Annotated in this window: 11 protein-coding genes; 6 read left to right on the forward strand and 5 right to left on the reverse strand. The window is 61.1% G+C overall.

The window, feature by feature from the left end; translation table 11 throughout:
* Positions 1–3: 3 nt before the first annotated feature.
* Genes ACILSE_RS10015 through ACILSE_RS10030 form a run of 4 tightly spaced genes read right to left on the reverse strand, consistent with a single transcriptional unit; the run spans position 4 to position 6676 of the window.
* Complete coding sequence (locus ACILSE_RS10015) at positions 4–1740, reverse strand: exo-alpha-sialidase (protein WP_395717247.1); 1737 nt, start codon at positions 1738–1740, stop codon at positions 4–6.
* A 39-nt stretch (positions 1741–1779) separates the two neighbouring features.
* Complete coding sequence (locus ACILSE_RS10020) at positions 1780–4878, reverse strand: DUF4838 domain-containing protein (protein ID WP_395717248.1); 3099 nt, start codon at positions 4876–4878, stop codon at positions 1780–1782.
* Entirely contained in the window at positions 4875–5996 is a 1122-nt protein-coding gene (locus tag ACILSE_RS10025; RefSeq protein WP_395717249.1) for a sialidase family protein, read from the reverse strand. Before ACILSE_RS10025 ends, ACILSE_RS10020 begins: the two co-directional genes overlap by 4 nt.
* Positions 5997–6034: 38 nt before the next feature.
* A complete protein-coding gene (locus tag ACILSE_RS10030; protein ID WP_395717250.1) occupies positions 6035–6676 on the reverse strand; it encodes a DUF1080 domain-containing protein in 642 nt (213 codons plus the stop codon).
* Between the two features lie 70 nt (positions 6677–6746).
* Between ACILSE_RS10030 and ACILSE_RS10035 the strand changes: the two genes are divergently transcribed.
* A complete protein-coding gene (locus tag ACILSE_RS10035) occupies positions 6747–9254 on the forward strand; it encodes a DUF1592 domain-containing protein (RefSeq protein WP_395717251.1) in 2508 nt (835 codons plus the stop codon).
* Positions 9255–9260: 6 nt separating this feature from the next.
* Here ACILSE_RS10035 and ACILSE_RS10040 read toward each other — a convergent pair whose 3' ends face one another.
* The gene (locus ACILSE_RS10040; protein WP_395717252.1) at positions 9261–11573 is read right to left on the reverse strand and encodes a hypothetical protein; all 2313 of its coding nucleotides are present in this window, start codon (positions 11571–11573) and stop codon (positions 9261–9263) included.
* 103 nt (positions 11574–11676) lie between these two features.
* Between ACILSE_RS10040 and ACILSE_RS10045 the strand changes: the two genes are divergently transcribed.
* The 5 genes from ACILSE_RS10045 to ACILSE_RS10065 all read left to right on the forward strand — a co-directional run bounded on the left by ACILSE_RS10045 (position 11677) and on the right by ACILSE_RS10065 (position 15054).
* A complete protein-coding gene (locus ACILSE_RS10045; RefSeq protein ID WP_395717253.1) occupies positions 11677–12183 on the forward strand; it encodes a hypothetical protein in 507 nt (168 codons plus the stop codon).
* Entirely contained in the window at positions 12183–12815 is a 633-nt protein-coding gene (locus tag ACILSE_RS10050) for a hypothetical protein (protein WP_395717254.1), read from the forward strand. Before ACILSE_RS10045 ends, ACILSE_RS10050 begins: the two co-directional genes overlap by 1 nt.
* A 46-nt stretch (positions 12816–12861) precedes the next feature.
* Positions 12862–13317, forward strand: coding sequence for an MOSC domain-containing protein (locus ACILSE_RS10055; RefSeq protein WP_395717255.1), 456 nt, complete (start codon positions 12862–12864; stop codon positions 13315–13317).
* Positions 13318–13322: 5 nt separating this feature from the next.
* On the forward strand, positions 13323–13655 hold the full coding sequence (locus tag ACILSE_RS10060; protein WP_395717256.1) for an antibiotic biosynthesis monooxygenase family protein: 333 nt from the start codon (positions 13323–13325) through the stop codon (positions 13653–13655).
* Positions 13656–13797: 142 nt separating this feature from the next.
* Positions 13798–15054, forward strand: coding sequence for a DUF1552 domain-containing protein (locus ACILSE_RS10065; protein ID WP_395717257.1), 1257 nt, complete (start codon positions 13798–13800; stop codon positions 15052–15054).
* Positions 15055–15070 lie beyond the last annotated feature (16 nt).

Raw genomic sequence — 15070 nt, forward strand, 5'->3', positions numbered from 1 at the left:
GACTCACCTGACCGCATCACGAATCGCCGGCACGAGCAACTCGGCGACGAGTTGATGCCCGAGATCGCCGGGATGCATGCCGTCGGTGAGCATGGCCTCGACAGTCATCTTGTTTTTCGCGGCAAAGGCCGGATAGGCGGCATGGACATCGACGAGCGGCACTTTCAGCTCTGAGGCAAGCTTGCGGAGTGCTGCGTTGTAGTTCGTGAGGTTAAGCGACTCGAAACCGTCCTCGGCATCTGCGTTGTAAGGTGGCTTGCCGTAGAGTTCGCGGAGCTTCGAGGTCCAGCGCAGCGGATTCGTGGTCATGAGGATGACCTTGGCTCCCTGCTTCTGCGTTGCGGTGATCATGGCGCGGTAGTTTTCGAGGAAGGCTTCCAGCGAGACACGCGGCTCGGTCATCGGCGGATTACGCCAGACATCGACGGCGGAGTCGTTGATGCCGAACTGCATCACCACGACGCGCGGTTTGTAGGCCAGCACTTCCTGTTTCAGGCGTTTGAGACCCTGCACGGTCGTGTTGCTAGGAACGCCCGCGTTGTAAACGCTGAGGGATGATCCGATGCCCTGCAGCGCCGTCTGCACCCGCTCGGCATACACTTTCACATTGCCTCGCGGCGCGGTGGTGCTGTCACCAAACATGATGATGCCGCCGGGCTTCGGCACGGACTTCGGCGGCGGCACGAAGACGGGGATCTCACCCGCGCCGAGATCGGCGGTGTTGACCTTCATGCGCAGGCCGCCCTGCATCGTGGTGATCCAAAGCTCGCCAGGCTTGCGCTCGTAGAGATAAGGATAGGACACGCGACCACCGGGCGCATAATTCGCCGCGACGATGACCGGTTTCGACCACGAGGCCGTTTCGTCCTCGGAAAAGGCCAGCGACAGCTCCGAGCGACTCGATCCGCTGCTAGGATCATGCCTTGGAGGCGCGTTCCAAAGCAGTGCGATTCGGCCATCGGCCAGACGTGCCATTTGCGGGCAGCAGGTGACGGATTTGATCGTCGTTTGCTTCAAGGCGTCCCACTTCAAACCATCGCGCGAGGTTGCTTCCCACAAGTAGCCGGACTCCGTGCGCAGCAGCAGGTAAAGCGAGCCATCTTTTCGCTCGATGACGCTGCCTTCGATGCTGCCTGCGTGGTCATGAGCACCGATGCCGTAGTCGAGCACATCGCCGCGCTGCCAGGTTTTGCCGAGATCATCAGAGGCCCACATCACCGTCGCATGACGCCACTGAGGGATGATTTCCTGGCCCACGAGCACGATGCGACCGCTCTTCATCTGGATGAGTGAATGAATGCAGCCACACCAGGGATCGCTCAGCTTCAGCGGCGTTTCCCACGTCTTGCCATCATCGGTGCTGCGACTGCTGTAGGTGGGCAGGATGAAGTCTGCCCACTGCACGTCCTTCTCGCCCCAATGCCAGATTTTCGGTGCTTGTCTTTCAGCTCCGTTCATCCAGGCGGAAAGGATGACGCCTTCGCGAGTGCGCAGCAGGGCACGTTCATTGCTGACGGCAAACTTCGCTGGCCCTTCAAACATCGTGGTGGTTTTCCAGGTGCGGCCCTCATCATCACTGCGGAGCGTGTTGTGGGTGTCGATGCACAGCACGCCTCCGTCCGTAGTGCTCACAAACGGCCCCTGATGCGTGAATGGCAACGCGGAGGCCTTTGGGTGAAGCGTGGGCGCATCAGCGGCAAAGGCTGACGCGACACACCAGAGAAAGAGAAGCGGTTTCATGTCAGAACCAGACGCCAAACTCTGGAGCGAACTGTCCGACTATTTTTGTGCTTGCTTCACGGCTTCGATGGATTTCTCGAAGTTCGTTTTCCACACGCCTTGGAGTTTTTCCGGCTCGGCGCGGTTCAGGGTCTTCAAGGCTTCATCGAACTGGCTTTGACGCGTTTGAATGCGCGCGATGCCTTGGAGAGCGGAGTATTCATCGGCACCACCGAGGCGCGTTTTGCCTTCGAGAATGGCTTCGTAGGCTTGCAGGGCAGTTTCGTCGTTTTTGAGGTTCAGTTCACGGTTTTGGGCGAGCAAAAGCAGGATGGTCTCGCGGACGCGGAGGTCGCCCGTGAACTCCAAAGCGGCGCTGAGGTCGGATTCGGCTTTGTCGCCGTTTTTCGTGATCGAGTAGGCGCGGCCGCGATGATGCAAACCATCGCCGCGCTTCCAGAAGGGCCATTGGGAGAAATCTTCGGCGGCGAATTGCTTCACGAGTTCGAGCGCTTTGAAGTTGGCGAGCAGGTTTTGCATCTGCGCGGTCTTTTGGACGGCAGCGATGGGGATTTGGTCGAGGAAGGTTGCGTTTTTGTCGAGCAGCGCGGCTTGTTCGAGTGCGGCGGACTTTTGGAAGCCGGAGATCGGCGTGGTGGCGGCGAGAGCGAGGAAGGGCTCGGGCTTGCGCTTTTGTATCGCGGCCTGAAAACCGAGCGCGAAGTCGGTGACGCTCGGATCGGCGTCGAACTGATGGGAACGACCACCATAGAAGTGGGCGAACTTCATCGGGGCGTGGAAATTGGATACGCCGGTGGGCGAGAGGGCGCTGTGCTCCTCACCGTCCTCGCGGATGCGCTGGCGGCAGAGGTTGATGTGCCAAGGCAGACTCTGCGTGGGGTGGCGGCCGATGATTTGATGCAGTGGATCGTTTTCATCCTCCGTGACCGGAATGCGGATTTCGACGGTCCAATGATCGTCGGCGATGTGCGTGGCGACTTCGGCTTTCGAGTCCCATGTGAACCACTGGCTGCGCGGCGCTCCGCGATCGAGATCGACGATGTGACCGTTCGGACTGACGGCGATTTGATAATAGGAGTGCGTTTCGGTGGCGAGTTCGATCTCGATGGCGTCGCCAAGCCACAAGGCCTGATCATCCTCGCGGGTTGCGGTGATGTTGAGCTTATCGCCGCGTCGTTCATCGCAACGAATGGCAAAGACGACGTTGTTGCCTTGCCATCCGGCTTTGAAGGAGGAGCCAAAGGTGGGCACGCGACCGGTTTGAAGCTCGCGGAACTTGCCCGTGGCGGCTGCGGGGCAGTTTTGCCAGTATTCGTCGTCGAGTTTGCCGTCGATGACGATGCCTTTCGCATCGCCGACCAGGCGCACGGTGGGCACGGGGCCGCGTTTTTGGCCGAGCTGCTGTGACTTCATGCGCAGGCCTTTGAGGAAGTCGTCGATGAGAGCGAGGCGTTTGCCAAACACGCTCGCGACATCGGTTTTGGCCTTCGCTTTCTCGAAAAGCGCGAGCGCTTCATCGGCTTTGGCCTTGTCCACATCCATCACTTTCCAGTTGGTTTCACAGAAGGTGAGAAAGGTGTGCATCTCGCTCTCAGCAGGGCCGTAGAAGAGGCGGCAATACTCACGAAGGGCGGCGGTTGGCTCGTAGCCGGGCCAATAAGCGCGGGCGGTGAAATAGACGAGGAAGTGATTGAAGCCGATGCCGACTTTATCGAAGTCCTGACGCACGGTGAGCCAGATGTCTTCGCCTTGCGACATGCCTTTGGTGGCGAGGACGCTGTCACCCATCGATTTCGAGGCAAAGGCGGGCAGATACCAGCCGCGATCGGTGAAGGGATAGTTTTCGAAGTTGATGATGGGGTTGTCGGTCTTTTTTGCCCAAGCTGCACGCAGAGCTTCCGGCGCGGCTTCGCCCTCGGCTTTGGAGGCGGCGATGTTCATCGGGCGACGACCACCCACGATGCCGACGAGCACGTTCGGCTCCAGTTTGTCGATCTTCAGCGGTGGCAGGGTATAGACGCCGTAAGCGCAGTTCAGCACCTTCGCGTTCGGATGCGTTTTGCGGACCTCTTTGGCCACGCGATTGACGAAGTCCCACACATAATCGCTAAGCAGGCCGCGCTCGATGCGCTCGGGCGAGTCCTTGCCTTTGCACTTCTCGCATTGGCAGATGGAGGTGTAGCCATCGGGCGGCATGATGGAGACGCTTTCAAGCTGGAAGGTGTCGAGCAGCGCTCGCGCATAGCGCACGGTCTCGCGGAAGAGTTCGTCGTTCGAGTAGCAGAGCTGGCACTTCGAGTCGCCGGCCTTGAAGTCGGGTTTGCCGCCGTAGATCGCGAACCAGTCGGCATGGGCGTCGAACACAGGCTGACGATTCGTCATGTTCGCCATGCCGTGGGCGATTTGCAGGCGCTCGTCATTGCGAATGCCGAGTCGCATGACCCAGAGCGCGGAGTCCGGCCCGCAGGTGGCAAAGCGGAAGTTGAACTGCCTCAAAGCGAATTCCGGCTTCACGGTTTCGTCGAGCTTCGGTAGCTCGATGGTCTTCATCGTGGGGAGCACCTCGCCGAGTTCGCCGGGCAAAAACCAGCGGGCGCCGAGTTTTTGCAAAAAGCCGCTCACCGCGTTGAAACTGCCGCGTTCGTCGAGGCCCCAGACTTCGAGTGTTTCGCCATCCAGCGGGATTTTGGCCCGATGCTTGTACAAACCGGGATTCGGCAGCCCATACGGTGCTCCGACGATTTTATCCCACTCGGCCTGTGCTCGCGGGATGTCGCCATTGTGCTTCGCAAACGGCCCCACCGGCTCGAAATCGGCGTCATCGCCGATCAGTGCCATCCAATCCGCGCCCGTAGCGATGCGATACGCGCCGTCTTTGAGTCCCTCTGCCTTCACTGGGCATGAATTGCTCGCTCCGATGAACACTTTGACCGCGTTACCCGAAGGCTGCGTGACGATGGGCAACTTCGCGCCGCTGATTTTCTCGATCTGCTGCCGAAACTCATGCGCGGCGACTCGCTGAGTGCGCGTGGGCTTGTCGCTAATGATGATTTCGGCACGCGGCTGGCCGTTTTCGACGAGGAAGGGCTGGGCGTTTAGCAACGAGGCACCAAGCAACAAGGCAAATAGTGTTTTCATGGCTTCACCAGAGCGTCAGTGGTTTCCAAATCAAAGCGCACGCTAACCACGCTGTGCTTCTCCTTGCCGGGTGAATACTTCACATAGGTGGTGGCGACGATGGTGCCATCAGGCAGGAGCTCCATGCCAGGATAGCCGCAGTCGCTCACGCGCTCGGCGTGACTGTGGAGGAGCTTCACGCGGTATTGGCCGGGTTTGCCGCTTTTGATGTCGTCATAGGTTCCCACCCAGGCGACGAAGTGACCTTTCGTCGGGCTGTTGAGAGCTTGATCGCGAAACGCGACCACCATGCGGCCATCCTTTGTGAAGACGCCGGCATGGCGGTCGCCAGTGAGGCCCCAGCTGGTGTTGGCGGGCGCGCTCCAGGTTTGACCTTCATCGCGACTGAACATCACGAGGCTGCGCTCTTTGTGCGTGTTTTCGCGCATCAGGCAGCAAAGCTCCGCGCCGTCAGGCGAGCGGAAGACAAACGGCTCGCACGGATTCTTGCCCGCCAAGCTCGCGACGACCTTCGGCTCGCTCCAAGTGAATCCACCGTCCGCAGTGATCGTTTGTAGCACTTCGAGCGGTGCCTTGTCCGCGCCGCCGGGGCCTTTGTGGTAGAGACCGAGGTAACGGCCATCTTTGAGCCGCACGATGCTGCTGAAGGTCATGACACAGGGAAAACCGAGCGGCGGCATCTCCTTCCAAGTTTTGCCAGCGTCCTCGCTCATGATGCTCGGCATGCCCGGGCCTTTGCGATTGCCTTTCGCCGCTGAAAACACCCACAGCCGCTCTTTACCTGCGGAATCTGTCATGCGGTAGATGCTGGGGCAGTTTTGATGCGTCTTGAAGCCCTCCGGCAGCGTGTCGTCGATACGCGTCCACGTTTTGCCACCGTCATCGCTCCGCGCCATCGGTCCCGCCGCACCGCCGTGGTTGATGCACCACACGCAAAAGATCGTTTGGCCATCCGCGAGCAGCGTGGTCGTCGGATGCCCCTGATAAACCTGCTCCGTGCCCGCCGCGATGATCGTGTGGCGATCTTTTTGATCCGAGATGTCGATGATGGGCAGATCCGGCTTTTCGTCAGCAAGGGCAAACGAGGTGGCGAGCAAAGACAGGGCGAGAAGGCGCATGGAGTTAGCGGGGGTGTGCCAGGGCAGGTTATCAAGTCTCACAGCCGCTTGATCCGGATGTTGCGATACAAAACGAGGTCGTTGTGACCGGCGAAGCCGAAGTGGCCGCTGGTGCGGTCTTTGCCGGGGTGCGGCTTTTTGCCCATGACCTCGTCCATGTTCACCTTGCTGAGATCGCAGTCGAGAATGGTGACGCCGTTGAGCACGACTTTGATGGTGGAGCCTTTGACGGTGACTTCCTGCACGTTCCACTCGCCCGCGGGCTTCAGATGACCGCGTTTCGCGGCCACCATGCCGTAGGCGGAGCCGTGATACTGGCGAGGATCGAGCTTCGCATACTTCGGCGCGTCGTTGTCCAGCACCTGGAGCTCGCACATGCCGACATACGCGGTATCGCCGCTGCCTGGGTAACGAATGGCGAGACCGTTGTTCGATCCCGCGGGGATCATGACCTCCAGTCGCACGACGAAGTCAGCGTATTCCTCCGCCGTGTAGATGGTGCCGCCTTTGCCGGCCTTGCAGGCGATCGCGCCGTCCTTCACCTCGTAGTTTTCCACCGGGCCCTTCCAGCCGGCGAAGTCCTTGCCATTGAACAGAGGCGTGAAGCCTTCCTCATCGGCAGAGAAGGCGGTGGTGGCGAGAGCGGCGAAGGCGAGCAGGAGGCGGCGGGTGAGTTTCATGGTGGAAAGCGGCCCTGAATAACGTGGCGTGGCCGCGAGATATTTTCGCCACAGCCATCGTTTCGCCTTCATGCGCCGACTTTTCATCTCAGGGCTCTTCTTTGCCGCTTCGCTTCACGCCTTTGAGCCGAAGGTGCGGCCGCTGATCGACGCGCATTGCGTCGAGTGCCACGGCGAGGACGTGCAGAAGGGCAAACTGCGGCTCGATGGCGAGGTGAGCATGAAGACTTGGATCAAGGTGCACGACCGCATCGCTGCGGGCGAAATGCCGCCGAAGAAGTCGGATCAACCGCCGCAGGCGCTGCGCGATGAATCGCTGAACATCCTGCGCGAGTCGCTGCACGCGGCCTCTTTGGAACAACAGCGCACGCAGGGCCGCGTGCCGATCCGCCGTCTGAACGGCACCGAATACGAGAACACCGTGCGCGAGCTCACCGGTACGCGTCCGAAGCTCAAAGACCTGCTGCCCGCGGATAACAGCGCGGGCGGCTTCGACAATGTGAGCACCGTGCTGGACCTCTCCTCGACACATCTGCTGCTCTATCAAGCGGCTGCGGAGAAGGCCGTCAGCTCAGTGATTCCGGTGCATCCGCATCTGCCCGTCAAAGAGCGCCGCACGGGCCGCGAGATCTCGCAAAAGGGCTCGAACTTCCAGCAGACGCTCACGCGCAGTTGCTTCCTCAAGGGCGATGCGCTCGTCGTTTACAGCAAATTGCCGCGTTACGGCCTCGTCTGCACGCCGGGCGTGCAGGGCGCGGGCCGCTACAAAGTGCGCATGTCCGCGTCTGCCGTCGGCGCGGCGAATGTGCCCGTGCCGGTCGCGTATTGCACCATCGACCGCGGGCGCGAGCCGCCGGTGGTGCGCGATGTCGTCGATTTTCCGCCCGGCGATCCGCGTGTGATCGAAACGGAGATCGATCTCGAAGCCGGCGAGGCCTTTGTGCTGCAACTCCAGCTTAACTGGGACATCCGCGCGACCAAAAAGCCCATCGAAGATCACACTGGACCCGGTTTTCTCATCGAGTGGCTCGAAATCGAAGGCCCCGTCGATGAATTCCCCTCGCAGGCCTATCGCACGCTTTTTGGCCATGCCGAGCTGATGCCCAGATCCGCCGCCAAAGCCAAAGCGGAAGGCAAAAAGCCGCAGGACTGGAGCAAGCGCACGAACATCTACCAATGGCTCAATGATCCGCTCGAGCCCGTCAGCGCCACGCCGAAGGAAGACGCGGAAAAACTGCTGCGCACCTTCATCCCGCGTGCGTTTCGTCGTCCGGTCGAAGAAGACACGCTGAAGCACTACATCGGCAAAGTGCACGCTAGGCTCGACGCGGGCGAGAGCTTCGTGAATGCCATGACCTACGGCTACAAAAGCGTGCTCACCTCGCCACATTTTCTCTTCTTTGTCGAAGCACCCGGTGAACTCGACCACCTCGCGCTCGCGAATCGTCTCGCCTACTTCCTCACCTCGCTGCCTCCGGATGCCGAATTGCTCGCTGCCGACGTTACGAAGCCGGATGAGCTGCGAAAACAAACCGAGCGCCTGCTTCAGTCACCACGCTCACGCGGCTTCACCGATGACTTCACCGGCCAGTGGCTCGAACTCCGCAAAATCGACGCCACCATTCCTGATCCGAATCTCTACGGCGACTTCGACGGCACGCTGCTCTGGGCCATGCCCGAGGAGACACGCCGCTTCTTCGACGACGTGCTGCAAAACGACCGCAGCGTGCTCGAGTTCGTCGATTCGTCGTGGACGCTCGTGAATCGCCGCCTCGCCGAGCATTACGGGATTGTGGAGGCGTTCGAAGCAGCGGCAAAAGACAATCAGACAGTGAGACAATCAGACAAGGAGACTCTCCCTGTCTCATTGTCTCATGGTCCGATTGTCTCCTTGTCTTCAGTTCCCCAATCCGAATTCCGCCGCGTGAATCTCCCTGCGGGCTCGCATCGCGGCGGCGTGATGACGCAGGGCAGCGTGCTCAAAGTCACCGCCGATGGCACCACGACCTCGCCCGTGCTGCGTGGCAAGTGGGTGCTCGAGCACATCATCGGCAAAGCGCCGCCACCACCGCCACCCGACGTTCCTGCCATCGAGCCGGATATCCGTGGAGCCACCACCATCCGCCAGCAGCTCGACAAGCATCGCAACATCGCCTCGTGCAATTCCTGCCATCAGCACATCGACCCTCCAGGCTTCGCCTTGGAGTCCTTTGACCCCATCGGCGGCTACCGCGAGTTCTACCGCGCCTCCGCCCGCACGCAGGCCGGCATCGTGCAGCTTGCTGGCTACACCGGTCGCGCCTTTTATCGCGGTCCCGATGTCGAAAAAGGCGGCGTCACGCACGATGGCAAAACCTTCACCACCGTCGAGGACTACAAGCGCCTCCTCCTCGCCAACCCCGATCAAATCGCCCGCAACCTCGCCGAAAAACTCCTCACCTACGCCACCGGCGCCGAGCCGCAGTTCGCCGACCGCGAAGTCATCGAGCAAATCGTCGCCAAAGTGAAAACGAAGAACTTCGGCTTTCGCTCGCTCGTTCATGAGATCGTGCAGAGCAGGCCGTTTCGCAGCAAGTGAGCTGCTTCACTGCACCAGCGGCACGATCTCCCGCGCCTTCTTCAAATCCGGCCGCGCAGGCCGTGGATCATGCCAGCGATCCTTCGGAGCAGGCGCTTTGGCATCGAGATAGGCTCCAATTCGCATCCGCAGCGCTTCAAAGGCGGGCTGTGTGTCTTTGCCAAATTGCGACTTGCCGGCGTCTTCCTCGTTTTTCTTCACCAGCGTGGCGCTGAGGCCTGGGATGGCTCGCGCAGCGGCCATGACCGCTTCGCGGCTCTCGCCACTGACCGCGGCGTATTGCGTGAGATACTCGACGAGTTGCTGACCGGCGCGGAAGGTCTTCAAACGCAGGCTGGGCACAGGGCCGTTGTCAGTGGGGTAGAGCACGGAGAGCTCGTCGGGGGTCTGCCAGGACTCTTTTCGACCGATGGTCTGCCAGGGCACCACGCCATCCGCACCGAGCGACCATGCTTCCACGCACCATGCGGCATTCGTGATGTTCGGCGTGCCGATGGCGTTCGCGCTGCCATACATGTAATAAAGATTGCCGCAGTCCTTGGCGCGACGCTGCACACGCGGCCAGTAGTCGCGCAGCACGCCGCTGACGACTTCGACGTTCACGCAGTGATCGAGCAACTCGCGCTGCCACTGCGGGCGGGAAATGTCGGCGCGATAGGTGAGGTGGATATGCTTGAACGGCTCGGTGGCCTTCCAGAACTCGCGCCCGTAGTGGCGGATGGCCCAGAAGTCCTGCGTGTGCACTGGCTCATCGAAAATCCACGCCGCGCTGCATTTCCGCCAGTCGTCCTTTTTGAAGTACACCTTGTTGTTGAGGTAGAACTCAAACATCGGCTCGGTCCAGCCCTTGGCCTCGAAGTGTTTCGCGATCTCCGCCGACATCGCGCGAAACTGCGTCCAATAGCCTTCATCGAAGGCACTCTCGATCCAGTAGCCGCCTTTGAAGTGCTCGTCGTGCTTCATCGGCCAGTTCTCGTTCAGCAGAAGGTAATACGCCTCCACCGGCACCGCGCCGCGCGGCAGATCGCCGAAGGCGCTGCCATCGAGCAGCGGGCCGAACTCGGCATCGAACTTCGTCCAATCCCACTTCCCATCGCCGCCGAGCTTCGGCGCGGGCTCATCCACCTTGCCCGTCCAGCCATACGGCAGTTGGTTCAGCACCACGCGATGCTCATGCGCGAGCCGGTAGTAGTCGCGCACATGCCCCGGAAGGCCGTAAGCGTTCATCTGCGGCAGGAACGACAGACGATCCGGCAGCGTGAAGTTCCAAACCGTGATCGTGAACGGCATCACGGTGCCATTCACCGTCACCGTGCCGCCGTGTTTGCCTGCGGGCGTGTTTTTCGGCACGTGGAGCTCGATGAAGGTGTCATCGCCAGTGCCCGGCACGAGCGGATCATGCATGCCGCCGACTTTGGGCATCGAGTAGAGCTTCACACCCAAGCTCTGCGCTTTTACGATGGCTGGGCCAGCGACCGAAAATCCGATCGTTTCGCCCTTCGCCGCGAAAAAGTGTGTGGAGGCCAGTTCGGATCCGAAAACGTCTTTCGCGGGCAAATTCGGCTTCACGGCCTCCACCTTCGGCATCTCCGGCAAAATGGCTGCGGTGACCGATTTGACCTCCGAAACGGCCTTTGGAGCCTCCACCGCACCATCTTCGAGCCACAGCGTGAAGTAGGGCTTATGCACCCGCTTGTCCTCGCGGCTCGACACGTAGCGATTCACGAAATTCGTGAACTTCACCGCGTTGCCATCGCGCGTGTATTCGTTGCCGATGTCGTCGATGACGTAAAAGCCATGCGAACGGCCATCGAGCCTCGCCTGAGCCACTTCGGGAGCGATGGGGATGATCTGCCAGCCCTCCGCATCCGGCGTGGAGGCCTCGCCAAAGCCCCACACGGAGCCGCCTTCGCCGCACACGACGCTGGTGATGTCGGGATCGTTGTTGCCCCAGCGCAGTTCACCGGTCTTCGCCCACACAAAGGAACTCGCGCCCGGTGTCTTCGCATAGCTGCTGCCGGTGCCTTCCACCCACTCCTGCGTGATCGATGACACCGTCGTGCGCCGCAGCGGAGCCTCCGGCGAGGCGAGATGCACATGAAGCTGCGCTTTGACGATCTTCTTCCCGCGTAGCGCCGCTGGATCAAAGTCGATGAGAAAGAACTCTTGGATGCCCTTGAGCTTCAGCCGGTGCGATCCGCCATTGTTTCCCTCCACCTCCTTCGAGTAAGCAGAGATCCACAGATCACGCGAGACCTCCACACGCTGCTGGGCGTGCAAAGTGAAGGCGGCGAGGAGGAAGAGAGCGATGCGTTTCATACGGAAGTTGGGTCGCAAGGAACGCCAATGGTGCAGGCATCATGTCATCCGAAACATCAGCAAGTGGCTGAGTTTCGCCCGCGGACCGCGTATGATTCGGTCCATGCTCCGCTCTCTTTTTCTTCTGCTGACCACCACTCTCGCCGCCGCACCGATTGAGCGGGTGTGGCTCACGCATGCCTCGAATGATCCATCGAAGATCGTCATCAACTGGGAGACAGACACGCCCGGTGGCTCGGTGGTGGAGTTTGGCACGAGCGCGGCACTGGGATTGCAGGCGAAGCTCGATGAGCAGGTCACGCTGCATCACGTCGAGATCCCGCTGGAGCAGCGAGACGTCGTGTATCACTACCGCGTGCGCAGCGGTGGCGATGCGTCGGAGGTGTTTCACTTCAAAGGCTATCCGACGAAGGAACTGCGCATCGCGATGGTGGGCGATTGGGGCTTTGCGAAGGGCAAGGACCTCGCATCGCTGATGAAGGACGATCCGCATCTGCTTGTGACACTCGGCGACAATGTCCCCGATCTGCATGGCAAAGGCCGCGAGGGCACGAAGCCTTCAGCGCGCTTATTGATCAGCATCGCGAGCTGTTTCGCTCCACGCCGCTGATGCCGATTTTGGGCAATCACGACCGCGAGATCACCTCGCGCGGCCCCAAACCGCCCGCGCATGCCGTGTATGATGTCGAGGCGAAGGCGTATCGCGATTTCTTCGTGCTGCCGGATGTGGAGTGGCGCTGGCGCTTCGACATTCCGGACTTCAGCCTGCGCCTTCTGGCCCTCGACGCGAGCCACACGAAGGATCAAGGCACGACGTGGCAGACGAATCATCCCATCACCGCCGGTTCGGAGCAGCATGCGTGGTTCGCACGCGAAGCAGCCCGCAGCGATGCCGCCTTCGTGCTCACGCTGAACAACGAGCAAAACGCCCTCATGCGCAGCTACGACCAAAAAGCCTGGCTGCCTCTTTTTGAGCAGACCAGCGCGGTCTTCACCGGCTTCGGCTACTTCGCCGAGCGGGCCGAGTTCAACGGCCTGCCCTGCTTCAACACCTGCCTCAAAGGCGATGGCGATCTCTACAAAGATCCGCAGTCCCGCTTCAACGCTCGCGAGGATCATTACCTGCTTCTCACGCTCCGTCCCGGAGCCGAGACGATCACGGCTCAGTTCAAAAACCTTCGCGGTGAAGTGCTCGATACGTCGGAGATCGGGAAGCGGAAGCCCGCCACGCCCCGAAAGTAACGGACGCGGCTCTTGCGCCGTTTCATGCGGCGGCCACCATCGGCGCATGCCCGCGACCGTCGCCGCCATCTACATCAGCCCAGCCGCCACCGTGCTGCCGCAGGCGGTGACTGTGGCCGAGGCGCGGGCCCATCGCGGCCTCGTCGGGGATCGCTACTTTGAAGGTTGCGGCACGTTTACGAATTGGGAACCCAAAGGCCCGGGCCGCGAACTCACGCTGATCGAAAGCGAAGTGCTCGCCGAGATCGGCCTCAGCGCCGATGAGGCACGGCGAAACATCGTGACCGAGGGCCTGCGACTGAATGACCTCGTCGGAAAGCGCTTCCGCATCGGCACCGTGCTCATCGAAGGCATCCGCCTCTGCCCGCCTTGTGCCCACTTGGACAAAGTGACCGGCAAAGCCCTGCTAAAGCCCCTCGCCGACCGCGGCGGCCTGCGGGCGGACATCCTGAGCGATGGTGTCATCCGAGTGGGCGATGACATCCACGTTCTTGACCATTAATCCCCATGTCCGCCTTCGCCTCAACACCTGCGCCACCCTACTACGCGGTCATCTTCACCTCGCAGCGCACGGAGGGCGATGAAGGTTATGGCGACATGGCGGATCGCATGGTGGAGCTGGCCGCCGGGCAGCCGGGCTTTCTCGGCGTGGAGAGCGCCCGCGGGGCGGGCGGTTTTGGCATCACGGTCTCGTATTGGGAGAGCACGCAGGCCATCGCGAACTGGAAGGCGAACGCGGAACACCGCATCGCACAAGAGACGGGCAAGTCGCGATGGTATGCGGATTACCAACTCCGCGTGGCGAAGGTGGAGCGAGCGTATGGAAAAACTCACAAGTAATCCCATACATAGCGTCATCGAACTTCCATTTAAGCAGCATGTGGGACTCCAGATCGCGGATGGTGCGCACACGCTTTCCACCTCGGTGGAATCGTTTGTCATCCGAATGGAGAGATGAGCCTCCGCAGGACGTTTAACCGCCATGCCACGCCCCATTCTCGACCGCCGCACGTTTTTGCGCTCCTCCGGCATTGCCATCGGGCTGCCGTTTCTCGATGCGATGATGCCTTTGAGCGCCGCGGAGGCGAAAAAGGCCGCCTCGACGCCGAAACGTGTGCTGCTGGTCGGCAGGCCGCTCGGCATGCATGCGCCGAACTTCTTCCCGACGGACACGGGCAAGAACTACACGCCCAGCCGCTACCTGAAGTTCCTGCAAAGCCGCCGCGAGGACTTCACGGTCTTCTCGGGCCTCTCGCATCGCTACGGCGCGGGGCATTACGCGGAGGTCGGGCTCTTCACCGGCGTGCATCCCGACTTCATCCGGCCAAACGACATCAAAAACAGCATCTCTCTCGATCAAGAAGTCGCGTCGCACCTCGCGGGGCAGACGCGGTTCAACTCGCTCGTGATCGGCGGTGGCAGCGCGGCGTGGAACCGCCGTGGCGTGCGCCTTCCCGCGGAGCAGCGCGTGAGCAGCGTCTTCAAGCAGCTCTTCATCCAGGGCACCGCGGACGAAACCGCCCGTGAAATGCGCCGCATCAAGGACGGACAGAGCATTCTCGACGACGTGCGTGATCAACTCGGCAGCCTGAACGCCAAACTCGGCAGCGAAGACCGTGACCGGCTCGATTTGTATGTCTCCTCCATCCGCGAGGCCGAGCAGAAGCTGCAACAGGATGAAACCTGGCAGCTCACGCCCAAGCCGAAGCTCGACGTGAAGCCGCCGCAGGAGCTGAGCAGCGCGCAGCTCGTCGAGCGCAGCCGCCAGTGGTATGACCTCGTGCATCTCGCGTTTCAAACCGACAGCACCCGCGCCATCTCGCTCTGGCTCGGGTCGCAGGACAAGCCGGAGATCCAGGGCGTGAACATCGGCCACCACGATGCCTCGCATCATGGCCAGGACCCCGGCAAGCTGGAACAGCTCGCGCTCATCGAAGACGCCGAGATGCGCGTCTTCGGAGAGTTCCTCGACAAACTCAAAGCCAGCACCGAGGGCGACAGCACGCTGCTCGACCGCTCATCCATCTTCTTCGCCAGCAACCTCGGCAACGCGTCGAACCACGACAACATGAACCTGCCCGTCATCCTCGCCGGCGGCGGCTACAAGCACGCGGGCCACATCGTCCACGACAAGCAGAACAACACCTTCCTCTCGAATCTCTTCGTCCGCATGATCCAGCAAACGGGCATCGAACTGGACAAGTTTGGAGCGAACACCGGCGTGCTCAGCGAGATTTGAGAAAGCAAGGGCCCGG

The sequence above is a fragment of the Prosthecobacter sp. genome, from assembly GCF_044236155.1.
Taxonomy (GTDB): domain Bacteria; phylum Verrucomicrobiota; class Verrucomicrobiia; order Verrucomicrobiales; family Verrucomicrobiaceae; genus Prosthecobacter.